This is a genomic window from Micromonospora sp. NBC_00421 (genome assembly GCF_036017915.1).
Taxonomy (GTDB): domain Bacteria; phylum Actinomycetota; class Actinomycetes; order Mycobacteriales; family Micromonosporaceae; genus Micromonospora.
The window spans coordinates 4,949,876-4,972,763 of the sequence record NZ_CP107929.1 but is presented as its reverse complement, the minus strand read 5'-3'; the positions used below and the strand labels follow the sequence as shown (position 1 = coordinate 4,972,763).

General features: G+C 71.5%; 21 protein-coding genes and 1 tRNA gene. 18 read left to right on the top strand and 4 right to left on the bottom strand.

The window, feature by feature from the left end:
• Positions 1-28 precede the first annotated feature (28 nt).
• From OHQ87_RS20885 to cysN, 9 genes are all read left to right on the top strand, one after another.
• Positions 29-880: a helix-turn-helix domain-containing protein gene (locus OHQ87_RS20885; protein ID WP_328340304.1), complete on the top strand. Its 852-nt coding sequence runs from the start codon at positions 29-31 to the stop codon at positions 878-880.
• A gap of 48 nt (positions 881-928) precedes the next feature.
• Positions 929-999, top strand: a tRNA-Gln gene (locus tag OHQ87_RS20880).
• 74 nt (positions 1,000-1,073) lie between these two features.
• On the top strand, positions 1,074-2,573 hold the full coding sequence (gene glmU, locus OHQ87_RS20875) for a bifunctional UDP-N-acetylglucosamine diphosphorylase/glucosamine-1-phosphate N-acetyltransferase GlmU (RefSeq protein ID WP_328340303.1): 1,500 nt from the start codon (positions 1,074-1,076) through the stop codon (positions 2,571-2,573).
• Between the two features lie 87 nt (positions 2,574-2,660).
• Complete coding sequence (locus OHQ87_RS20870; protein WP_328340301.1) at positions 2,661-3,641, top strand: ribose-phosphate diphosphokinase; 981 nt, start codon at positions 2,661-2,663, stop codon at positions 3,639-3,641.
• Between the two features lie 227 nt (positions 3,642-3,868).
• Positions 3,869-4,549, top strand: coding sequence for a 50S ribosomal protein L25/general stress protein Ctc (locus tag OHQ87_RS20865; protein ID WP_328340299.1), 681 nt, complete (start codon positions 3,869-3,871; stop codon positions 4,547-4,549).
• Between the two features lie 89 nt (positions 4,550-4,638).
• Positions 4,639-5,229 carry an aminoacyl-tRNA hydrolase gene (gene pth / locus OHQ87_RS20860; protein ID WP_328340298.1) on the top strand — a complete coding sequence of 197 codons (591 nt, stop codon included), beginning with the start codon at positions 4,639-4,641 and terminating at the stop codon, positions 5,227-5,229.
• Between the two features lie 119 nt (positions 5,230-5,348).
• Entirely contained in the window at positions 5,349-6,152 is an 804-nt protein-coding gene (locus tag OHQ87_RS20855) for a 3'(2'),5'-bisphosphate nucleotidase CysQ (RefSeq protein ID WP_328348935.1), read from the top strand.
• 78 nt (positions 6,153-6,230) lie between these two features.
• Positions 6,231-7,145, top strand: coding sequence for a sulfate adenylyltransferase subunit CysD (cysD, locus tag OHQ87_RS20850; protein ID WP_328340296.1), 915 nt, complete (start codon positions 6,231-6,233; stop codon positions 7,143-7,145).
• On the top strand, positions 7,145-8,440 hold the full coding sequence (gene cysN, locus OHQ87_RS20845; RefSeq protein WP_328340294.1) for a sulfate adenylyltransferase subunit CysN: 1,296 nt from the start codon (positions 7,145-7,147) through the stop codon (positions 8,438-8,440). The genes cysD and cysN overlap by 1 nt, the downstream gene beginning before the upstream one ends.
• Positions 8,441-8,736: 296 nt before the next feature.
• Here cysN and galK read toward each other — a convergent pair whose 3' ends face one another.
• Positions 8,737-9,927: a galactokinase gene (gene galK / locus OHQ87_RS20840; protein ID WP_328340292.1), complete on the bottom strand. Its 1,191-nt coding sequence runs from the start codon at positions 9,925-9,927 to the stop codon at positions 8,737-8,739.
• Positions 9,924-10,853 carry a UDP-glucose 4-epimerase GalE gene (gene galE / locus OHQ87_RS20835; RefSeq protein ID WP_328348934.1) on the bottom strand — a complete coding sequence of 310 codons (930 nt, stop codon included), beginning with the start codon at positions 10,851-10,853 and terminating at the stop codon, positions 9,924-9,926. Before galE ends, galK begins: the two co-directional genes overlap by 4 nt.
• Positions 10,854-11,080: 227 nt before the next feature.
• On the opposite strand from galE, the gene OHQ87_RS20830 reads away from it, so the two are divergent.
• The 6 genes from OHQ87_RS20830 to OHQ87_RS20805 all read left to right on the top strand — a co-directional run bounded on the left by OHQ87_RS20830 (position 11,081) and on the right by OHQ87_RS20805 (position 15,680).
• Positions 11,081-12,127, top strand: a complete 1,047-nt coding sequence (locus tag OHQ87_RS20830; protein WP_328340290.1) for a hemolysin family protein — start codon at positions 11,081-11,083, stop codon at positions 12,125-12,127.
• A gap of 33 nt (positions 12,128-12,160) precedes the next feature.
• Positions 12,161-13,186, top strand: coding sequence for a tryptophan--tRNA ligase (gene trpS / locus OHQ87_RS20825; protein ID WP_328340288.1), 1,026 nt, complete (start codon positions 12,161-12,163; stop codon positions 13,184-13,186).
• Between the two features lie 32 nt (positions 13,187-13,218).
• On the top strand, positions 13,219-13,788 hold the full coding sequence (locus tag OHQ87_RS20820; protein WP_328340286.1) for a 2'-5' RNA ligase family protein: 570 nt from the start codon (positions 13,219-13,221) through the stop codon (positions 13,786-13,788).
• A 60-nt stretch (positions 13,789-13,848) separates the two neighbouring features.
• Complete coding sequence (locus tag OHQ87_RS20815) at positions 13,849-14,790, top strand: YhjD/YihY/BrkB family envelope integrity protein (RefSeq protein ID WP_442930579.1); 942 nt, start codon at positions 13,849-13,851, stop codon at positions 14,788-14,790.
• Positions 14,790-15,146: a GntR family transcriptional regulator gene (locus OHQ87_RS20810; RefSeq protein WP_328340284.1), complete on the top strand. Its 357-nt coding sequence runs from the start codon at positions 14,790-14,792 to the stop codon at positions 15,144-15,146. Before OHQ87_RS20815 ends, OHQ87_RS20810 begins: the two co-directional genes overlap by 1 nt.
• 96 nt (positions 15,147-15,242) lie before the next feature.
• Entirely contained in the window at positions 15,243-15,680 is a 438-nt protein-coding gene (locus tag OHQ87_RS20805; protein ID WP_328340281.1) for a hypothetical protein, read from the top strand.
• Positions 15,681-15,938: 258 nt separating this feature from the next.
• Here the strand turns inward: OHQ87_RS20805 and OHQ87_RS20800 are convergent, their stop codons facing one another.
• Positions 15,939-17,576 carry a glycoside hydrolase family 13 protein gene (locus OHQ87_RS20800; RefSeq protein WP_328340279.1) on the bottom strand — a complete coding sequence of 546 codons (1,638 nt, stop codon included), beginning with the start codon at positions 17,574-17,576 and terminating at the stop codon, positions 15,939-15,941.
• A gap of 275 nt (positions 17,577-17,851) precedes the next feature.
• Positions 17,852-18,916 carry a LacI family DNA-binding transcriptional regulator gene (locus tag OHQ87_RS20795; protein WP_328340278.1) on the bottom strand — a complete coding sequence of 355 codons (1,065 nt, stop codon included), beginning with the start codon at positions 18,914-18,916 and terminating at the stop codon, positions 17,852-17,854.
• A gap of 199 nt (positions 18,917-19,115) precedes the next feature.
• Here OHQ87_RS20795 and OHQ87_RS20790 point away from each other — a divergent pair, with 199 nt between their 5' ends.
• From OHQ87_RS20790 to OHQ87_RS20780, 3 genes are all read left to right on the top strand, one after another.
• The gene (locus tag OHQ87_RS20790) at positions 19,116-20,369 is read left to right on the top strand and encodes a sugar ABC transporter substrate-binding protein (protein ID WP_328340276.1); all 1,254 of its coding nucleotides are present in this window, start codon (positions 19,116-19,118) and stop codon (positions 20,367-20,369) included.
• A 132-nt stretch (positions 20,370-20,501) separates the two neighbouring features.
• Entirely contained in the window at positions 20,502-22,007 is a 1,506-nt protein-coding gene (locus tag OHQ87_RS20785) for an ABC transporter permease subunit (protein ID WP_442930578.1), read from the top strand.
• Complete coding sequence (locus tag OHQ87_RS20780) at positions 22,004-22,882, top strand: sugar ABC transporter permease (protein WP_328340274.1); 879 nt, start codon at positions 22,004-22,006, stop codon at positions 22,880-22,882. Before OHQ87_RS20785 ends, OHQ87_RS20780 begins: the two co-directional genes overlap by 4 nt.
• Positions 22,883-22,888: the final 6 nt, after the last annotated feature.

Below are 22,888 nucleotides of genomic sequence, written 5' to 3'. Positions count from 1 at the left end.
GTCATACGCCTGTTCTAATCTGCCGCTCATGACCGATCCGACGGCTGCCGAGGTGCGCCGGCTGCGCGCCGAGGAGGGGCTCTCCGTCCGGCAGATCCAGGCCCGCACCGGTCTCGGCCGCAACCGGGTGTACGCGCTGCTGCGCGGCGTACCGCCGCCGGCGTGGACCCGGCGGCCGACCGCGAAGGACGGGCTGCGTGCGGCGGCGGTGGCGCTGCGCGGCGAGGGTTGTTCGGTCGACGACATCGCGGCCCGGGTGGAGGTGGCGAAGTCGACCGCCTACCTCTGGGTGCGCCACCTGCCCCTCGATCCCGACGAGGAGGCCGCCCGGGAACGTCGACGGGCGCACTCGAAGGTGATGACGGACGCCCGGTGGGTGGCCCATCGACAGGCACGGGACGCAGCGCGGACAGCGGTCGTGTCGGACGCCTCGGCCTGGGTCGGGTCGATGCAGCACCGTGAGCTGATCCTGGTCGGCGCGGCGCTCTACTGGGCGGAGGGGGAGAAGGCCAAGCCCTGGCGGCCCCACGAGTGTCGGGTCAGGTTCATCAACAGCGATCCCGGGCTGGTCGACGTCTTCATCCGCTTCGTCGAGGTGATGGGTGCACCACGGGAGACCCTGCGCTTTCGGGTGAGCATCCACGAGACCGCCGACTCCGAGGCGGCAGTCCGGTGGTGGGCCGAGCGGGTGGCGGTCCCGATCGAGGCATTCCGCCCCACGTCGCTCAAGCGTCATCGGCCGACTACGGTTCGGCGCAACACCGGTGAGGACTATCGAGGTTGTCTGATCGTCGAAGTACCCAGGTCGCGTCAGCTGTACTGGCGGATCGAAGGGATCATGAGGGGAATGAGCGATGGCGAGGACGACGCGGGGCGCTAAGGTGTAGGGGACCGGCGAAGCCAGTTGGGTTTTGCCCGTTTTAGACCGTCCCGGGTCGTCTAATGGCAGGACGTCAGGTTTTGGTCCTGATTGTAGGGGTTCGAATCCTCTCCCGGGAGCTTCTGCTGATCCGCCCTTGAAGTCTGGTTAGCATGGCGGCGAGACTGTCGCCTTCCCTGACGGGAGCCCACCCGTGTCCCAGCCCCACCGCCGTACCGTCGTCGTGCTCGCCGCCGGGGAGGGTAAGCGGATGAAGTCGGCGCTGCCCAAGGTGCTGCACCCGCTGCTCGGCCGTACGCTGCTCGGTCACGTGCTGGCCGCGGCCGGGCCGCTGCGCGCGGACCGCACCGTGGTGGTGGTAGGGCACGGGGCCGAGCAGGTGCGCGCCCAGTTGACCGAGGTCGCCCCGGACGCCACCGCGGTCCTGCAGGCCGAGCAGCTCGGCACCGGGCACGCCGTGCGGATCGCGCTGGACGCCGTACCGGAGGCCACCGGCACCGTCGTGGTGATCAACGGGGACGTGCCGCTGCTGCGGGCCGGGACGGTGGAGGCACTGGTCGCGGCGCACGAGGGTGAGGGGGCGGCGGCCACCGTGCTCGCCGCCGAGGTGCCCGACCCGACCGGCCTGGGGCGGATCGTCCGGGACGTCGCCGGCCGGCTGGAGCAGATCGTCGAGGAGCGCGACGCGACCCCGGCCCAGCGGGCGCTGCGGGAGATCAACGCCGGCATCTACGCCTTCGACCTGGCCCGGCTGCGGGCCGCGCTGGGCAAGCTCTCCACCGACAACGACCAGGGCGAGGAGTACCTCACCGACGTCTTCGGGCTGCTCTTCTCGGCCGGTGAGCCGGTCGGCGTGCACGTGGCCGCCGACCACGTCGAGACGCTGGGCTGCAACGACCGGGTGGAGCTGGCCGGGCTGCGCCAGTTGCTGCGGGACCGGGTGAACGAGGCGTGGATGCGGTCCGGGGTGACGATCCTGGACCCGGCGACCACCTGGATCGACGTCACCGTCACCGTCGAGCGGGACGCGGTGCTCGACCAGAACACCCAGCTGCGGGGGGCCACGACGGTGGGTGCCGGGGCGGTGGTCGGGCCGGACGTGACGCTGATCGACACGGTGGTGGGTCCGACGGCGACCGTGCTGCGCAGCCACGCGGTGGGCGCCGAGGTGGGCCCGGGGGCGAGCGTGGGCCCGTACGCCTACCTGCGGCCGGCGGCGCGGCTGGCCGGGAAGGCGAAGGTGGGCACCTTCGTCGAGGTGAAGAACTCCGACGTCGGGCCGGGCGCGAAGGTGCCGCACCTGTCGTACGTGGGGGACGCGACGATCGGGGCGAAGGCGAACATCGGCGCGGCGACGATCTTCGTGAACTACGACGGGGTGAACAAGCACCGCACGGTGGTCGGTGACGGTGCGTTCGTCGGCTGCGACACCAACCTGATCGCGCCGGTCGAGGTGGGCGCGGGGGCGTACGTGGCGGCGGGCAGCGCGCTCAGCCAGGACGTGCCGCCGGGGGCGTTGGGGGTGACCCGCGCACCGCAGCGCAACATCGAGGGCTGGGTGCTGCGTAACCGGCCGGGCACGGTCTCCGCGCGGGCCGCCGAGCAGGCCCGGGCGGCTGCCGAGGGCGCGTCGGACGCTTCGTCGCCGGCAAGCGAAGGTGAGGCAATGCACGGGGGCGCCGAGACGGTGTGAGGGTCGCCGGGGTCCGGGCATACTGCAACCGACTAGCCCCGGCCCACCGCCGCCGGGCACCACCGACCAACGGGAGCAGACGAGCCCATGGGCAGCATCGTGGCCGAAAACCGCAAGAGCCTGATGCTCTTCTCCGGACGTGGCTTTCCGGAGTTGGCCAACCAGATCGGTGAGGTGCTCGGCGTGGCGCCGACCCCTTCCGACGCGTACGAGTTCGCCAACGGTGAGATCTTCGTACGGTTCCGGGACTCGGTACGTGGTTCGGACGCCTTCGTGGTGCAGTCCGTCACGCACGGGGTCAACACCTGGGTCATGGAGACCCTGATCATGATCGACGCGTTGAAGCGGGGCTCGGCGAAGCGGATCACCGTGGTGCTGCCGTTCTACCCGTACTCCCGGCAGGACAAGAAGCACCGCGGCCGGGAGCCGATCTCGGCCCGGCTGGTGGCCGACCTGCTCAAGACGGCCGGGGCGAACCGGATTCTCACAGTCGACCTGCACACCGCGCAGATCCAGGGCTTCTTCGACGGCCCGGTGGACCACCTGTTCGCGATGGACATCCTCGCCGAGTACGTGGAGCGCAAGTTCGCCGGCCGCCCGATGACGGTGGTGGCGCCGGACTCGGGCCGGGTGCGGGTGGCCGAGCGGTGGACCGACCGGCTCGGTGGTTGCCCGTTGGCGTTCATCCACAAGACCCGGGATCCGTTGAAGCCGAACCAGGTGGTGGCGAACCGGGTGGTCGGTGAGGTCGAGGGTCGGGTCTGCCTGATCGTCGACGACATGATCGACACGGGTGGGACGATCAGCAAGGCGGCGGACATCCTCAAGGAGTCCGGTGCGGCGGAGATCGTGGTGGCCTCCACCCACGCCCTGCTGTCGGACCCGGCGACCGAGCGGCTGAAGAACAGCCCGATCACCGAGGTGGTGGTGACCAACACGCTGCCGCTGCCGCCGGAGAAGCAGCTGGACAAGCTCACCGTGCTGTCGATCGCGCCGCTGCTGGCGCGGGCGATCCGGGAGGTCTTCGACGACGGTTCGGTGACCACCCTCTTCGGCGGACTCAGCTGACCCGCGGACCGGGGGACTGCCGCAAGGCGCGGAAAGACCTCGGGTAGACTGGTGCGGTTGCCACGGCGAGGGTGCCCGGCGGGTCGCTGACAGAGCGCCGCACGGAGGCACCGTCATCGACGCGGTGCTCCGGGCAGTCGTTCATGACGCATGAGCCCCAAGCGAGCCCCTCGCCCCAGCACCGCCAGACGACAAGCCGCCGTAGCGTTAGCATCAGGAGTTTTCCCGTGTCCGAGGTAAAGATCAGCGCCGAGCCCCGTACGGAGTTCGGCAAGGGTGGTGCCCGTCGTACCCGCCGAGCCGGCAAGGTGCCCGCTGTGCTGTACGGCCACGGCGAGAAGCCCAAGCACATCGCGCTGCCGGCGCGGGAGTTCGCCGCCGCCATCCGCAAGGGCGGCGCCAACCAGCTCTTCGCGATCGAGGTCAGTGACGGCACCCAGGTGCTGGCGCTGCCGAAGGCGATCCAGCGTGACCCGATCCGGGACAGCTTCGAGCACGTGGACCTGCTGCTGGTCCGCCGGGGCGAGAAGGTCACCGTCGAGGTCCCGGTCCAGCTGACCGGTGAGGCCGCGCGGGACACCCTGATCGTGCACGACCACGACACCCTCTCGGTGACCGCCGACGCCACCAAGGTGCCGGACCACCTGGAGGCCTCGATCGAGGGCCTGGAGGCCGGTAGCCAGGTCACCGCCGCCGACGTCGAGCTGCCCTCGGGTGTCGAGCTGGCCGCCGACGCGGACCAGACGGTCGCCTCGGTGACCGCCGCTCCGACCGCCGAGCAGCTCGAGGCGACCCTGCCGGAGATCGAGACCCCGGAGACGGAGGCCGAGGGTGCGGAGGCCGCCGAGGGTGGCGAGGCTCCGACCGCCGAGGGTGCCGAGAACACCGAGGCGAAGACCGAGGCCTGATCGGTCGCATCGTTTCACGGCAGGCGCTCCCGTCGCGGGGGCGCCTGTCGGCGTATCGGGGCACCGACGGTGAGGGGAGATGCGAGGAAGTGACGGACGAGACGGGACCGTGGCTGGTGGTCGGGCTGGGCAACCCGGGTCGGGAGTACGCCGGGAACCGGCACAACGTCGGTTTCATGGTCGCCGAGTTGCTCGCCGTACGGCTGGGCGGGCGGTTCGGCCGGTACAAGCGGGTGGTGGCGGACGTCGCCGAGGGGCGGATCGGCTTCGGTGGGCCGAAGTTGGTGCTGCTCAAGCCGCAGACGTACATGAACCTGTCAGGCGGGCCGGTGGCCGCGCTGGCGCAGTTCCACAAGATCCCGGCCGACCGGGTGATCGCGGTCCACGACGAGTTGGACATCCCGTACGGGCAGCTTCGGGTGAAGCTGGGCGGTGGCGAGGGCGGGCACAACGGTCTGCGGTCGATGTCCAAGTCGTTGGGGACGAAGGAGTACGTCCGGGTGCGGTTCGGCATCGGTCGGCCGCCGGGGCGGCAGGATCCGGCGGACTACGTGCTGTCCGACTTCGGCACGGCGGAGCGCAAGGAGCTGGAGTTCCTGGTGGACCGGGCCGCCGACATGGTGGAGTCGGTGGTCACCAAGGGTGTCGAGCCGACCCAGAACGCGTATCACGGGGCCTGAGGCACGGGGGCGTACTCGGAGCGGGCCGGGGTGCCGGTAGTCTGCGCCTTCTGACGTGGCCCGACTCCGCGCGTGGGCCGTGGTGAGGCGACGGGAGCGAGTTCGTGGGCAGTCCTCCGATGATCGACGGCGCGTTCGCCCGATGGCTGGCGGACCGGGCCGGGCAGGCCCTGGTGGAGCTTCGCGCCGAGCTGGGGTTCGCCGACGCCGGGGCGTTGAAGTCGGCCGGGGACAAGGTCTCGCACGACCTGATCCGCAGCGAGTTGGCGAAGTGGCGGCCGGGTGACGCCGTCCTCTCCGAGGAGGACGAGGGGTCGCGGTCGGTGGACACCGCCGGCGGGGTCTCCCGACGGACCGCCGACCGGGTGTGGATCATCGACCCGCTGGACGGCACCCGGGAGTTCTCCGAGGAGGGGCGCTCCGACTGGGCGGTGCACGTGGCGCTCTGGGCCCGCAACGCGCCGTCGCCGCACGGGTTGGTGGCGGGCGCGGTGGGTCTGCCGGCGCAGCACCGGGTGCTGGGTACGGACTATCCGCCGGCGTACCCGCCGATGACTGTGGAGGCGGCCACCTCGGGCGACCGTACGCTGCGGTTGGCGGCGAGTCGGAGCCGGCCGCCGGCCTTCCTCACCGACCTGGCCGAGGACGTGGGGGCCCAACTGGTGCCGATGGGTTCGGCCGGGGCGAAGATCGCGGCGGTGGTGACCGGTGACGTGGACGCGTACATCCACGCGGGCGGCCAGTACGAGTGGGACTCGGCGGCCCCGATCGCTGTGGCGACGGCCACCGGGCTGCACGCTTCCCGAATCGACGGTTCTGCGCTGAGATACAACGAGGCGGATCCGCGCCTGCCGGACCTGCTGGTCTGCCGCAAGGATCTCGCCAGCCGGTTGCTTGCAGCGCTGCAGAGGCATTCCGGGTAACCTGAGCGCTGTTTTTGATTTGTCCGACCGGAAAGGTCTGGAATCCATGAACGGATCCGCGCCGATCGAGCCCGTGGCATGACCGCCCCCGGCCGCTTCTACCAGGTCTCCCACCTCGACGAGTTGGAGGCGGAGAGCATCTTCGTGATGCGTGAGGTGGTCGCCGAGATGGAGCGGCCGGTCCTGCTCTTCTCCGGTGGCAAGGACTCGATCGTGATGTTGCGGTTGGCGCAGAAGGCGTTCGCGCCGGCCAACGTGCCGTTCCCGGTGATGCACGTGGACACCGGGCACAACTTCCCCGAGGTGCTCGCCTACCGCGACCAACGGGTCACCGAGCTGGGCCTGCACCTGATCGTGGCGAGCGTGCCCGACGCCCTGGCGGCCGGGACGGTCCGCGAGTCGGCCGACGGGATGCGCAACCGGATCCAGACGCCTGTGTTGTTGGACGCGGTGGAGAAGCACCGGTTCGACGCGTTGTTCGGTGGGGCGCGGCGGGACGAGGAGAAGGCGCGGGCGAAGGAGCGGGTGTTCTCGTTCCGGGACGAGTTCGGGCAGTGGGATCCGAAGAACCAGCGGCCGGAGTTGTGGTCGTTGTACAACGGGCGGCGTCATCCGGGTGAGTCGATCCGGGTGTTCCCGTTGTCGAACTGGACCGAGTTGGACATTTGGCACTACATCGCGCGGGAGCGGGTGCCGTTGCCGTCGATCTACTACGCGCACGACCGCGAGGTGGTGGAGCGTGACGGCATGTTCTACGCGGTGAACGAGTTCTTCTCGCCCCGCGCGGGTGAGGAGCCGTTCACCGCCCGGGTGCGGTACCGCACGGTGGGAGACGCCTCCTGTACGGCGGCGGTGCGGTCGGACGCGGACACGGTGGAGCGGGTGATCGAGGAGGTGGCCGCGACGCGGATCACCGAGCGGGGCGCGACCCGGGGTGACGACCGGGTCAGCGAGGCCGCCATGGAGGACCGTAAGCGGGAGGGGTACTTCTGATGAGCACCGAGACGGTGTCGCCCGAGGTCGAGGCCCGGCCGATGGACCTGCTTCGGTTCGCCACGGCCGGGAGTGTCGACGACGGCAAGTCGACGTTGATCGGCCGGTTGCTCTACGACACGAAGTCGTTGTTCACCGACCAGTTGGCCGCGGTGGAGGCGGTCAGCGCGGCGCGGGGTGACGAGTACACCAACCTGGCGTTGCTCACCGACGGTCTGCGGGCCGAGCGGGAGCAGGGCATCACCATCGACGTGGCGTACCGGTACTTCGCCACCCCCCGGCGGAAGTTCATCATCGCCGACACCCCCGGGCACACCCAGTACACCAGGAACATGGTCACCGGGGCGTCGACGGCGGATCTGGCGTTGATCCTGGTGGACGCGCGCAAGGGGCTGGTGGAGCAGTCGCGGCGGCACGCGTTCCTGTGTTCGCTGCTGCGGGTGCCGCACCTGGTGCTGTGCGTCAACAAGATGGACCTGGTGGACTTCTCCCAGGAGGTGTTCGAGCGGATCGCCGACGAGTTCACCGCCTTCGCGGCGAAACTCGACGCGCCGGACCTGACGGTGGTGCCGATCTCGGCGCTCCGCGGGGACAACATCGCCACCCGGTCGGAGAACATGCCCTGGTACGAGGGGCCGTCGCTGCTGCACCACCTGGAGCACGTGCACATCGCCTCGGACCGGAACCTGGTCGACGTGCGGTTCCCGGTGCAGTACGTGATCCGGCCGCAGTCGACCACAGTGACCGACTACCGGGGCTACGCCGGTCAGGTCGCCTCCGGGGTGCTCAAGCCCGGCGACGAGGTGATGGTGCTGCCGTCCGGCTTCACCAGCCGGATCAGCGCGGTCGAGACCGCCGACGGGCCGGTCGACGAGGCGTTCCCCCCGATGTCGGTCACCGTCCGCCTCGCCGACGAGATCGACATCTCCCGCGGCGACATGATCTGCCGACCCAACAACGCCCCCACCGTCTCCCAGGACATCGAGGCGATGGTCTGCTGGATGGACGAGACCCGCCCCCTCCAGGTCGGCGGCAAATACACCATCAAGCACACCACCCGGACGGCGCGGGCGATCGTGCGTGGCCTGTACTACCGCCTCGACGTCAACACCCTGCACCGCGACGAGACCGCCAGCGAGCTGCGCCTCAACGAGATCGGCCGGGTCCGGCTGCGCACCACCATCCCGCTCCTCGCCGACGAGTACCGCCGTAACCGCACCACCGGCGGCTTCATCGTCATCGACGAGGCCACCAACCGCACAGTAGCCGCCGGCATGATCGTCGACACCGCCTAACCCCCTCCCCCTCCCCCTCCCCTCCCCGCCTCCCCGCCGCCCCAGCCCCGCCCCGTCGGCTCGCGGTGATCAAGAGCTTTGCGTCAAATTCCGCCCGGCAGATGCCGCAAACCTCTTGATCACCGCGCCCCAGCGGCCCCTACCGCGCCCCAGGCCCGGCTGTGGCTTGGTGATCAAGAGGTTCGGGTCAGATTTCGCTGGCGGGTTGACGTAAACCTCTTGATCACCGGGGCGGGACCGGGACCGGGACCGGGACCGGGGTGGGGCGGGACCAGGGGTGGGGTGGGGCGGGTGGGTCAGGGGAGGCGGGTGGTGCCGGGGGCGGGGAGGGCGGTCAGGGTGGTGGGGGCGGTGAAGCCGCGGTCGGCGTAGGCGGCCCGGACGGCGGCCGCCACCGCGTCCGAGCGGTCCGCCTCGACCAGGGCGAGGACGCAGCCGCCGAAGCCACCGCCGGTCATCCGGGCACCGAGCGCGCCGGCCGAGAGCGCCGCCTCGACGGCGGTGTCGACCTCGGGGACGGTGATCTCGAAGTCGTCCCGCATCGAGGCGTGCGAGGCGGTGAGCAGCGGCCCGATCTCGGCTACCCGGCCGGCGCGCAGCAACTCGACGGTGTCGAGCACCCGCTGGTTCTCGGTTACCACGTGGCGGACCCGGCGTCGGGTCTCGTCGTCGGGCAGCCGACCCAGGGCGGCGTCGAGGTCGGCGATCGGCACGTCGCGCAGTGCGGGCACGCCGAGCAGGTCGGCGGCCCGTTCGCAGGCGGCGCGGCGGGAGGCGTACTCGCCGTCGGCGTGCCGGTGCGGGGCGCGGCTGTCGATCACCAGGATGGCCAGGCCGGCGGCGTCCAGGTCGAACGGGACGTGTTCGACGGACTCGTCACGGCAGTCGAGGAAGAGAGCGTGGCCGGCGCGGCAGCGGATCACCGCGGACTGGTCCATGATGCCGGTGGGCGCGCCGACGTAGCCGTTCTCGGCGCGCTGGGCCAGCCGGGGCCGGCGCTCGGTGGGCAGGTCCAGCCCGCCCAGGTCGGCCAGGGCGGCGAGGACCGCCGCCTCCAGGGCCGCCGACGAGGAGAGCCCGGAGCCGAGCGGGACGTCCGAGGCGATCGCCAGTCGGGCGCCGGGGACGGCGTACCCGGCTTCGCGCAGGGCCCAGACCACGCCGGCGACGTACCCGCCCCAGTCGGTGACCCGGCCGGGGGTGTCGGCCTCGGTGGCACCGAAGTCGACCGGTCGGTCGGCGATCTCCGACCGGACCGTCCAGCGTTCGCCGGGCTGGGGACCGGCGGCGACCACGGTACGCAGCGGAAGGGCGAAGGGGAGCACGAAACCGTCGTTGTAGTCGGTGTGCTCGCCGATCAGGTTGACCCGTCCGGGCGCCGCCCAGCGGCCGGTCGGCTGTGCGTCGTACCCGGAGGAGAAGGCGGCGGTGGCGCGGTCGGTGACGTCGGGTGCGGCGGCGGGTCCTCCCGGCGCTGCCGACGTCACGACTGCTCCAGGACGTGTGCGCGGTAGAAGGCCCAGGCGTCGCCCACCATGTCGGTCAGGGTCGGCTTCTCGGGCACCCAGCCGAGTTCCTCGCGGGCCAGGGCGGAGGAGGCGACGAGTTCGGCCGGGTCGCCCTCGCGGCGGGGCGCGATCTCGACCGGCAGCGGGTGACCGGTGACCTCACGGACCACGTCGACGACCTGGCGGTTGGTGAAGCCGCTGCCGTTGCCGAGGTTGTAGATGCGGTGCCGGCCGGGCACGGCGGCGGTGAGCGCCAGCAGGTGGGCGCGGGCCAGGTCCTCGACGTGGATGTAGTCGCGGACGCAGGTGCCGTCGACGGTGGGGTAGTCGTCACCGAAGAGCCGGAGCTTCTCCCGCCGGCCGGCGGCGACGTCCAGGGCGATGGGGATGAGGTGGGTCTCCGGGTCGTGCCGTTCGCCGATGGCGAGGCCGTCGCGCAGGTACGCCCCGGCGACGTTGAAGTAGCGCAGCGAGACGGCGGCCAGGTCGTGCGCGGTCGCCTCGGAGGTGAGGGCCAGGTCGACGGCGAGCTTGGTGGCGCCGTACGTGTTGGTGGGTGCCTTGGCGGCGGTCTCCGGGATGGGCAGCTCGACCGGGTCGCCGTAGACGGCGGCGGTGGAGGAGAAGACCAGGCGCGGGACCCGGGCGGCCCGGACGGCGTCGATCAGCGCGATCGAGCTGACCGTGTTGGCGTGCCAGTACAGCTCGGGGCGGACCATCGACTCACCGGCGGCGATCAGCGCGGCGAAGTGCAGCACCGCGTCGTAGCCGGCGTCCGGGGTGAGCACCTGGGCGGCCTCGTGCACCGGCAGGTCGACGTGGGTGGCGTCGGGGGCCAGCGCCGCCCGGTGACCGGTGCGCAGGTCGTCCAGGACGGTCACCCGGTGGCCGGCGTCGAGCAGCATCCGGGTCACCACGCTGCCGATGAACCCGGCACCGCCGGTGACGAGCAGTTTCACGTCGGTCCTCCTGCCTGGCCGCGCGCGGTGCGGCCGTTCGTGATCACCCTACGGCCGGGCGCTGTCGTCGCGCTGTGCGTCGCGGGTCGCCCCTATTCCACCATGAACCTTCATGATTGAACAGATCCGCACATCACCCACGCCTGGTGACCGGCGGCCCTACCATCACTTCCATGCGGGAAGCGGGCGGTCCCGGGCTCCGGAGACGCGCGCCGGGGCGGACCCGACGCGTACCCGGACCGGTGGCCCGTGGCGTCGCCCGGCTGGTCGTACGGGCCGCCGACGGGGCCACCCGGCTGGTCACCGGCCTGCTCGGCGCGAGCCCCGCCGCCGGTCGGGAACGGATCAGCGAGCACGAGCTGCGCGACCTGGTCGCCGCCAACACCGTCCTCGATCCGGACGAACGGCGGATCATCGACGAGGTGCTGGTCGCCGGGGCCAGTCTGGTCCGCGAGGTGATGATGCCCCGTACCGAGGTGGTCTTCCTCGCCGCCGGCCTGACCCTCGCCGAGGCCGGACGGCTGGTCCGGGTGGAGCCGCACACCCGCTACCCGGTGGTCGACGGCACCCAGGACGACGTGGTCGGCTTCGTCCACCTGCGCGACGTGCTGCTCCGCCCCGACCTGGATCCGGACACCACGGTGGGGCGGCTGAGCCGGGAGGTGAAGCGGCTGCCCGGCAGCAAGCGGGTGCTCGCCGCGCTGACCGAGATGCGCCGGGAGGGCCACCACCTCGCCGTGGTGGTCGACGAGTACGGCGGCACCGCAGGCATCGTCACCTGCGAGGACCTGATCGAGGAGCTGGTCGGGGAGATCTACGACGAGCACACCGGCCCACCCGAACCGGCCTCCGCCGGCCTGCCGGCCGTGGTGGACGGTCGGCTCAACCTGGCCGACTTCGCCGAGCGGACCGGGGTGCCACTGCCCGCCGGCCCGTACGAGACGGTCGGCGGGTTCGTGATGGCGGCGCTCGGTCGGCTCCCGGTGGCCGGGGACGAGGTCCCGGTCACGTCGTCGGCCGCCCCGCTGCCGACGGGGTCGGCCGAAGGGTGGTTGCTGCGGGTGCTCGCCCTCGACGGGCGTCGGGTGTCCCGGGTCGCGGTCTCCGTCGCCCGCCTACCGGAGCCGCGCCGCGAGGTCACCGCCCCGACGGGAGCGTCGGGACGCGAGGTCACCGCCCCGACGGGAGCGGCGGCGAGTCGACCCGCCGGCCCGTCATGACGTACGCCGGGGGTTGCTGACAGAATTGCCGGCATGTCCGACGCTCCCGCCCGCCCCCGCGTCTTCTCCGGCATCCAGCCGACGGCCGACTCGTTCCATCTCGGAAACTACCTGGGCGCGGTGCGGCACTGGGTGGCGTTGCAGGACAGCCACGAGGCGTTCTACTGCGTGGTCGACCTGCACGCGATCACCGCCGGGCACGACCCGGCGGTGCTGCGGCAGCGTTCCCGGGTGGCCGCCGCGCAGCTCTTCGCGGTCGGCATCGACCCGGAGCGCAGCGCCCTCTTCGTCCAGTCGCAGGTGCCCGAGCACGCGCAGCTGGCCTGGGTGCTGGGCTGCATCACCGGCTTCGGCGAGGCGAGCCGGATGACCCAGTTCAAGGACAAGTCGCAGAAGCAGGGCAGCGACCGGTCCAGCGTCGGCCTGTTCACCTACCCCATCCTCCAGGCCGCCGACATCCTGCTCTACCAGGCCGACGCGGTGCCGGTCGGCGAGGACCAGCGGCAGCACCTGGAGCTCTCCCGGGATCTGGCCCAGCGGTTCAACTCGCTGTTCGGGCCGACCTTCACGGTGCCCGCCCCGCACATCGTCAAGGACACCGCGAAGATCACCGATCTTCAGGAGCCGACGGCCAAGATGTCCAAGTCGTCGTCCTCGCCGGCCGGCATCATCGACCTGTTGGAGGATCCGGCCCGCTCGGCCAAGAAGATCCGCTCGGCGGTCACCGACACCGGCCGGGAGATCGTCTTCGACGCCGAGACCAAGCCCGGGGTGTCCAACCTGCTCACCATCCACTCCGCGCTCTCCGGCCGGAGCATCGACGACCTGGTGGCCGCGTACGCGGGCCGGGGTTACGGCGATCTCAAGAAGGACCTCGGCGAGGTGGTCCGCGAGTTCGTCACCCCGATCCAGGAACGCACCCGGACCTACCTCGACGACCCCGCCCAGCTGGACAAGCTGCTCGCCGCAGGTGCGGAGAAGGCGCGCGCGGTCACCGTGCCGACGCTGCGGACAGCCTACGAGCGGGTCGGATTCCTCGCGCCGGTCCACTTCGAGTAACGGTGGGCGGTACGGCGGTACGGGTCGGGACGATGGCCGGAGGGGTGGCGCGGAGCGTGGATCGCAGGGACGGGGTTCCGGTGACCGGCGACACCATCCAGATCGGGATCGCGGTGGACATCCCGCCGCCCTGGGGTGAGCTGCTCACCCGACGCCGGGTGCAGACAGGCGACCCGCAGGTCGTCCCGGCGCACGTGACCCTGCTCGGCCCGACCGAGATCCCGGTGGCCGCGCTGGGCGCGGTCGAGGCGCACCTGGCCCAGGTCGCCGCCGCGCACCTGCCGTTCACCCTGCACCTGCGGGGCACGGGCACGTTCCGGCCGGTGACCCAGGTGGTCTTCGTCGCGGTGGCGGCCGGGATCAGCGAGTGCGAGCTGCTCGCCGCCGCCATCAACGCCGCGCCCCACCTGCACCGGGAGCTGCGCTTCCCGTACCACCCGCACGTCACTGTGGCCCAGGACGTCGCCCCCGAGGCGCTGGACCGGGCGTACGAGGACCTTGCCGACTTCTCGGCGATGTTCGAGGTGGAGGCGTTCACCCTCTTCTCGCACAGCGGTCAGACCCGGTGGCAGCCACGCCGCGACTTCCGGCTCGGCGGCTGAACCTCCCACCGGTGACCGGTTGGCCGGCACCGGTGACGACAGATCGGCGAGGATGACGTGGTGAACGCGTGGGGCCGGTGGACGGCCGGCATCGAGCGCCGGTTCACCGTGGCCCGGCACCGGTGGCCCCGGCTCGACCACGTCTGGCGGGCGGTGGACCTCTACGGCGAGGTGCTCGGCGCTCGGTTGGCCGCCGCCATCGCCTACTACGGCTTCTTCGCGGTCTTCGCCCTCGCCCTGGTCGCGTACTCGGTCTTCGGGGCGATCCTGGAGGACAACGACGACGTCTCCGCCGCGGCGGCGGAGTTCCTGCGGGACAACCTGCCCTTCCTCGACCCCCGGCAGATCGCCGAGAGCAGCAACGCCGTCGGCGTGGTGGGCCTGGTCATCCTGGTCTTCACCGGGATCGGCTGGGTGGAGGCGATCCGGTCGTCGCAGCGGCTGATGTACGGCTTCAACCAGCAGCCGGGCAACCTGGTGGTCCGCCCGCTGGTGGACCTGGGCGTGCTGCTGCTGGTCTTCGTCATGCTCGGCGTCTCGGTGGCGGCCGTGGACGCGCTGGAGTCGGTGCTGCGGTTCCTGCTGCGGGCCACCGGCTCGGTGGGGTTGACCACCGTCAGCGCCGTGCTCAGCGTGCTGGTCAACGCGGTGCTGGCCACGGCGCTGCTGGTGGTGGTGCCCCGGCTGCGGATGAGCCGGCGTCGGCTGCGACCGGTGGTGCTGCTGGTCGCGGTCGGGATCACCCTGCTCAACACGGTGGGGCGGTTCTACATCGTGCGGACCGAGCGGAACCCGGCATACGCGGTGGTGACCGGCGCGGTGGCCGTGCTGCTCTACCTCTACCTGCTCAACCAGCTGGTGCTCTTCGGTGCGGCGCTCGCCGCGACCAGCCGGCACGGCCGGGTCGTCGACCTCTCCGAGGGGGCGGTGATGCGGCAGGTCAACGTCGAGGCCGACGTCGACACCGAGACCGATCCGGGTACGCCGGGAGGAGCGGGCTGATGCCGATAGAGCTCGACCCGGACTCACCGGTGCCCCCGTACGAGCAGGTGCGCGGCCAGCTCGCCGCGATGATCGGGGACGGCCGGCTGGCGGTGGGCACCCGGCTCGCCCCGGTCCGGCAGTTCGCCGCCGAGTTGGGGCTGGCGGTGAACACGGTGGCCCGCGCCTACCGGGAGCTGGAGTCGGCCGGGCTGGTGCAGACCCGGGGCCGGCACGGCAGCTTCGTCGCCCCGGGGCGGGACGACGCGGCGGACCGGTTGCAGCGGGCGGCGACCCGGTACGCCGAGGAGGCGGCCCGGCTCGGTGTGCCGCCCGACCGTGCGCTGGCCGTGGTCCGCGCCGCCCTGGGCGGCTGACCACGACATCAGGTAGCGGGAGACCGACAGCCGCGGAAAAAGATGAATGGTGCAAATGCCACCCTGGGTGCCGGCCGGACCGACCATGATGAGCCGGTGGGCGCACTCGTGACGCTGGACCTGCCGGACGACTCGCCGCTGCTCGGCCTGCCGTGGATCATCACGGTCGGCCCTCTCGGCGACCCGGCGGAGTGGGAGCCGGTGGTCTGCGGCCCCTACGAGCGTCCGCACGCGCTGGCGCTGGCCGAGGCGGTGGTGGCCGACGAACAGTTGATGGCGGTGGTCGAGCCGCTGCTGCCGGCGCTGTCGGCGGAGGAGATCCGGGGCGAGGTCGCCGCCGCACAGCTCGCCGCCGACGACGAGGCGGCCCGGATCGAGGCGGCCGACCTCTACGGCGACTTCGACGACGTCCTCGACGCGCAGGAGGAGGCAGCGGACGCCGGGGCGGACCGGCCGGAACCGCCGCCCGTGCCGACCGAGGCGCAGGTGCGGGCGGGCTTCGGGCGGATCGCCCGGCTGCTGCGCGAGCGGTGACGCCTCCACCTGCTGAGCCCCGACCCTCGCCGACCGGGGCCGGGCACCCGCACCACCCGACGACCGGTCGGACGCCGGCCTGCGGCGTCGGCGCAGAACCAGGGGCCGTGCCGGTACGCGATGGAGCTCCGGCGTCCCGGGGAGCGGACTCCCCGGGACGCCGGTGCCACCTCACCCCCCACCACAAGGGGCCGGCAGCCCAGCCGCCCGTCGGCGCGGGGCACAACGGACGACCAGGTCAATGGCGGGTTACCCGGCTCAACGCCAGGTGAACCACGCGGCGGCGTCGACCGGCAGGACGTGTCCGGCGTCCTGCGCGGTGAGGTCTGCGCTGGCCACCACCGGCTGGCCGTACCCGTCGATCCGAACAGGGGCGCCGCTGAGGTTGACCACGCAGGTCAGCACGGCGTCGTCGGCGGAGCGGCTGAACGCCAGCACGCCGGGCCCGGTCTCCCGCCAGACCACCGGGCCGGCGCTGGCGGCCAGCGCGGGGTGCTCGTGCCGGATCCGCAGGGCGGCCCGGTACAGCTCCAGCGTCGAGCCGGGCGTCCCGGTCTGGGCGGCCACCGAGAGGGCCCGCCAGGTCGTCGGGGCCGGCAGCCAGCTCAGCGCGCCGCCCTCCGGACCGAAGCCGTACGGGGCCAGCTCGCCGCTCCACGGGATCGGCACCCGGCACCCGTCACGGCTCTCCCCGGTCCGCAGGAACGCCGGGTCCTGGCGGAGCGCGTCGGGCAGGTCCAGCACCTCCGGCAGGCCCAGCTCCTCGCCCTGGTAGAGGTAGGTGGAGCCGGGCAGCGCCAGCATCAGCAGGGCGGCGGCGCGGGCCCGGCGCAGGCCGACCTCGCCGTCGCCGTACCGGGTGACGTGCCGCTGCCGGTCGTGGTTGGACAGCACCCAGGTGGTCGGCGCGCCGACGATCGTCGACTCGGCCAGCGCGGTGTCGATCACCTTGCGGAACGAGTCGGCCGACCAGGTGGCGTCGAGGAAGTCGAAGCTGAACGCCTGGTGCAGCTCGTCCGGGCCGATGTAGCGGGCCAGCCGCTGCGGGGTCTCCGCCCACGCCTCGGCGACCGCCATCCGACCGCCGGGGTAGCTGTCCAGGATCGGCCGCCAGGCGCGGTAGATGTCGTGCACCTCGTCCTGGTCGAAGTAGGGCAGCCGACCCTTGCCGAGCAGCTCCGACTGACGCCGGCCGGTGGTCATCGAGCTGAAGCCGACGTCCGGCAGCCCCTCGGCCTTGATCATGCCGTGCGCGACGTCGATCCGGAACCCGTCGACGCCCCGGTCGAGCCAGAAGCGGAGCACGTCGATGAACTCGGCGCGCACCTCGGGGTGCCGCCAGTTCAGGTCCGGCTGCGCCGGGTCGAACAGGTGCAGGTACCACTGGCCGTCGGGCAGCCGGGTCCAGGCGGGGCCGCCGAAGATACTCTCCCAGTCGTTCGGCGGCAGCTCGCCGTGTGCGCCCTGGCCGTCGGCGAAGAGGTAACGCGCCCGCTCCGGGGAGCCGGGGGCGGCGGCGAGGGCGGCGGTGAACCACGGGTGCGCGCTGGAGGTGTGGTTCGGCACCAGGTCCACGATGATCCGCAGGCCGAGCGCGTGCGCGTCGGTGATCATGGCGTCGAAGTCGGCCAGGTCGCCGAAGAGCGGGTCGACGTCCCGGTAGTCGGCCACGTCGTAGCCGGCGTCGACCTGCGGCGAGGTGTAGAACGGGGTCAGCCAGAGCGCGTCCACGCCGAGATCACGCAGGTAGGGCAGCCGATGCCGGATGCCCCCGAGGTCACCGACGCCGTCGCCGTCGGAGTCCGCGAAGCTGCGGACGTACACCTGGTAGACGACCGCGGCACGCCACCAGTCGTCGTCGGAGGTCAGCGGCGTGGGGTGGGTGGCGGCGGTCATCGGTGCGGATCCCCGTTCTGTGGCGGGACGGTGGTACCCGCACGGCGGTGATGACGGACGCGGGTGCTGAGAGAATGCCGGCCGAATGCTGCAAGAGTCAAGCATCGCTTGCGCAAGAAATGACGTCCGTCACCTGCCGCCGGGCAGGGACGGAGTTCCTGGCTGTCCCAGCAGCCGGGAGGTCGACCTGTCCTGCCCCCCGCTGGGTCGGCCGCTGCCGGGTCGAGAAACCGGTGCGGCCGGACCCGGGCGACCCCGCTCCCACGTCCCCGCTGTCAGGCGGGGACGGCGAGCGCGGGAGGCACCGGGCGTTGCCGGGCGGGGGTCGCCTGCCGCACCACCGCGGTCGACCCGCGGACCACCAGCTCGGGGCGGAACAGGTATTCCGAGTGCGGGGCGGCGTGCCCGTTGATCTCGTCGACCAGGGCCCGGACCGCGGCCACCGCCATCGCGGCCACCGGCTGCCGCATGGTGGTCAACGGTGGGTCGGTGAAGGCCATCAGCGGGGAGTCGTCGTAGCCGACCACCGACAGCTCGCCGGGGACTGACAGACCACGCTGGCGGGCGGCCCGGACCGCGCCCAGCGCCATCAGGTCGGAGCCGCAGACGATCCCGGTGACCCCGCGCTCGATCAGGCGGCCGGCGGCTGCCTCGCCGCCCTCGACGCCGAACAGGGAGAGCTCGGCGAGTGCGTCCAGCTCGCTTCCGGTGGCGCCGAGCCGGGTCATCGCGGCCCGGAAGCCGGCCACCCGGCGCTGCACCGGCACGAACCGGTCCGGCCCCGTGATCAGGCCGATCTGCCGGTGCCCGAGCGCGACCAGGTGCGCCACGGCCAGTTCGGTGGCCTCTCCGTCGTCGCAGGAGACGAAGGGCGCGGCGATACCCGGGGCGTACCCGTTGATCATGACGACCGGCAGCGGCCGGGCGATCAGCGCGCGGTACCGGTCGTGGTTGGCCGCCGTGTCGGCGTGCAGGCCGGAGACGAAGACGATGCCGGAGACCTGCCTGTCGAGCAGCATCTCCACGTACTCGTCCTCGGTGACCCCGCCCGGGGTCTGGGTGCACAGCACCGGGGTGAACCCGCTCTGCGCCAGGGTCGACTCGATCACCTGGGCGAACGCCGGGAAGATCGGATTGTCCAGCTCCGGCACCACCAGGCCGACCAGCCCGGCGCTGCGCTTGCGCAGCCGGGCGGGGCGCTCGTAGCCGAGCACGTCGAGGGCGGTCAGGACGGCCTGCCGGGTCTCGGGGGCCACGCCGGGGCGGTCGTTGAGCACCCGCGACACCGTGGCCTCGCTGACTTCGGCCTGTTGGGCGATGTCGGACAGTCGAGCGCGCATGGCGGAACTTTAGCCCAAGGGCAAGTTCTTGCGTACGTTTCTGCAAGGCCTTCCATATCCTGCAACCTCTTGCTAACGTCCCGGCAACACACGAGAGCAGGGGCGCGGCCGTTCCGGCGCCCGTTGGCAAGAACTTTTCAGGGTTTCCCACGGCGAATCGCCCCTCCCCCGGCGGTTCGCCATGACGACAGGAGTACCGATGCGCATCCGTACCGCGGGTGTGGTCACCGTTCTCGGCCTGGCGCTCGCCGCGTCGGGCTGCGGCGGCGACAACAGCAACGACGAACCGGCCGCCAAGGCGACCTCCCAGGCCGCGGGCGGCAAGCTCGTCATCTGGGCGGACGACAAGCGGACCGCGGCGCTCAAGCCGTTCGCCGAGAAGTTCGGCCAGGAGAACGGGATCACCGTCGAGGTGCAGGCCGTCTCCAAGGACCTCCAGACGAACTTCGTCACCGCCTCCCAGCAGGGCAGTGGCCCGGACGTCGTGGTCGGCGCGCACGACTGGATCGGCAACCTGGTCCAGAACGGCGCCATCGACCCGGTGCAGCTCGCCGCCGCGCAGAAGTCCAGCTTCAACGAGACCGCGATCAAGGCGGTTACCTTCAACGGTCAGCTCTACGGCGTCCCCTACGCCACCGAGAACATCGCGCTGATCCGCAACACCGCGCTGGCCCCCGAGGCGCCGAAGACGATCGAGGACCTGGTCGCCACCGGCAGGAAGCTCAAGGCCGAGAAGAAGGCCAGCGAGATCCTCTGCCTCCAGTCCGGCCAGAACGGCGACGCGTACCACATCTACCCGCTGTACACCTCGGCCGGCGGTTACCTGTTCGGCACCGCCGCCAACGGTGACTACGACCCGAAGGACCTCGGCGTGGGCAAGCCGGAGTCGATCGAGGCGTTCAAGAAGATCGGCAAGCTCGGGGAGAAGGGCGACGGCGCGCTGAAGCGCTCCATCACCCCGGAGAACGCCATCTCCACCTTCACCGGCAAGAAGTGCGCCTTCCTGGTCTCCGGCCCGTGGGCCGTGGCCGACGCCAAGAAGGCCAACATCGCGTACGACATCTCCCCGGTCCCCGGCTTCGCCGGTGGCAAGCAGGCCCAGCCGTTCGTGGGCGTCCAGGCGTTCTACGTCGCCGCCAAGGGCAAGAACAAGGCGCTGGCCCAGGAGTTCGTCACCAACTACGTCACCACGCCGGAGTTGGCGGTGGCGCTCTACCAGGCCGAACCGCGCCCGCCGGCGCTGACCGCCGCGTTCGACCAGGTCAAGGGCACCGACCCGGACCTGGCCAAGTTCTCCGAGGCGGGTAAGGACGGCCAGGTGCTCCCGGCGATCCCGGCGATGGCCGCGATCTGGGACCCGTTCGGCAAGGCGGAGGCCGCCGTCATCGGTGGTGCCGACCCGGCGAAGACCGTCACCGCCGCCGGCAAGACGATCTCGGGTCAGATCAAGTAATGAGCATGCCGTCCGGCCCGGGGTCTGCCCAGCAGGCCCCGGGCCGGGGGGCCCGTCCCCGGCGGGCCCCCGGACACGACCCGTACCGCGCGTAGCCACGCGCCGATCACCGCGACCGGCCTCGTCGTCAAGGTGGTCCTGCTCGGCCTGGTGGCCGGGATCGCGATCTGGGCGGCGTTCCCGCTCATCGCCGCCAGGCTCTGGGTCGGACTGGCCGTCCTGGTGGTCACCACCGTCGGCCTGGGTTACCTCTACCTCACCCGCCGGCACATCCCGGCCAAGTACCTGGTGCCAGGCACGATCTTCCTGATCGCCTTCCAGGTCTTCCCGGTGCTCTACACCGCGAGCACCGCATTCACCAACTTCGGCGACGGCCACCGGGGCTCCAAGGACGACGCGATCGTCGCCATCCAGAGCTCCTCGGTCAAGCAGGTGCCCGGCTCCACCGAGTACGCCCTCACCATCGCCACCACGGGCGACCCGGCCACCGGGCCGTTGGTCTTCCTGGTCACCGACCCCTCGACCGGCACGGTCTCCGCCGGGGACGCCGACGGGCTGCGCCCGCTCGCCGCCACCGACGTGACAGTCACCCCGGGCGGCAAGGTCACCGCCGCCGAGGGTTACACCGTGCTGAACGTCGGCCAGGCCAGCGTCCGCAGCCAGGAGATCACCGACCTGGTCGTGCCGACCCCGGGGGGCGCGCTGCGCTCCACCGGCCTGTCCCGCGCCTACGAGGGCAAGGCCATCCGGGCGTACGACAAGAGGTGTGACTGCATCACCGACAGCGAGACCGGCCGGACCTGGACCGCCGACGGGACGGCCGGCGCCTTCGTCGCCGCCGACGGCGAGCGGCTCGCCCAGGGTTGGCAGGTCGGCGTCGGGCTGAAGAACTTCGCCCGGGTGCTCACCGACCCGAACATCTCCGGCCCGTTCTTCGGCACCCTGCTGTGGAACTTCGCCTTCGCGATCGGCTCCACCGGGTTCACCTTCGGACTCGGCATGGCGATCGCGCTGGCCCTGCACTCGCCCCGGATGCGGGGTACCAACCTCTACCGGGTCTTCCTGATCCTGCCGTACGCCATGCCGTCGTTCGCGATGCTGCTGGTCTGGCGGGACATGTTCAACACCGACTTCGGCCTGATCAACAACCTGTTCGGCCTCGGCGTCGACTGGTTCGGCGAGGCCTGGTCGGCCCGGCTCGCGGTGCTGCTGGTGCAGCTCTGGCTGGGGTACCCGTACATGTTCCTGGTGGCCACCGGTGCGCTCCAGGCCATCCCGAGGGAGCTGACCGAGGCCACCTCGGTCGACGGCGCGTCGCCGTTCCAGTCGTTCCGGGCGGTCACCCTGCCGCTGCTGCTGGTGGCGCTCTCGCCGCTGCTGATCGCGTCGTTCGCGTTCAACTTCAACAACATCAACGCGATCTGGTTCACCACCGAGGGCGGCCCGTTCGCGCCGGACAACCCGACCAACGGGGCCACCGACCTGCTGATCACGTACACCTACCGGCTGGCCTTCGGCGCGCAGGGCGCCGAGTTCGGCCTGGCCGCCGCAGTGTCGATCTTCATCTTCGCGATCGTGGCCACGGTCTCGGCGATCAGCTTCCGGCGTACCCGCCAGCAGGAGGAGGTCTACTCGTGACGACCCACCCGAACGCCGCCGGCCGGCGCGGGAGCCGGTGGTTCACCCAGGTCGGTTGGCGGCACCTCGTCGGCGTGCTGGCGGTGGCGTTCAGCCTCTTCCCGATCCTGTTCGTGCTCTCCGCCGCGCTCAACCCGCTCGGCACCCTCTCGTCGACCCAACTGCTGCCGACCGGGGCGTCGCTTACGAACTTCGGCAACCTGTTCGCGCGGACCGAGTTCGGCCACTGGTTCCTCAACTCGCTGCTCATCGCGGGCGGGGCGAGCCTCGTGTCGATCTTCCTGTCCTCGCTGGCGGCGTACGCGTTCTCCCGGATGCGCTTCAGCGGCCGGCGGTTCGGGCTGCTGACCCTGCTGCTGATCCAGATGTTCCCGCAGTTCCTGGCGATCGTGGCGATCTTCCTGATCTTCACCCGGGTCACCGACCTGTGGCCGGCGATCGGCTTCAACACCCCGTGGGGCCTGCTCCTGCTCTACATGGGCGGCGCGCTGGGCATGAACACCTGGCTGATGAAGGGGTTCTTCGACACCCTGCCCCGGGAACTGGACGAGTCGGCCACCATGGACGGTGCCAGCCACGCCCAGGTCTTCTTCCGGATCATGCTGCCGCTGGTGGCACCGATCCTGGCGGTGACCGCGCTGCTGTCGTTCATCGGCACGATCAACGAGTTCATGATCGCCAACGTGTTCCTCACCGACACCGGATCCAAGACCCTCGCGGTCGGCATGTTCGGCCTGGTGGCGGGGGAGCGGAACAACAACTTCGGCATCTTCGCGGCGGGCACCCTGCTCACCGCGATCCCCACCGTGCTGGTCTTCCAGCTACTCCAGCGATACATCGTCTCCGGCCTCACCGCCGGCGCCGTCAAGGGATAAGCGGAA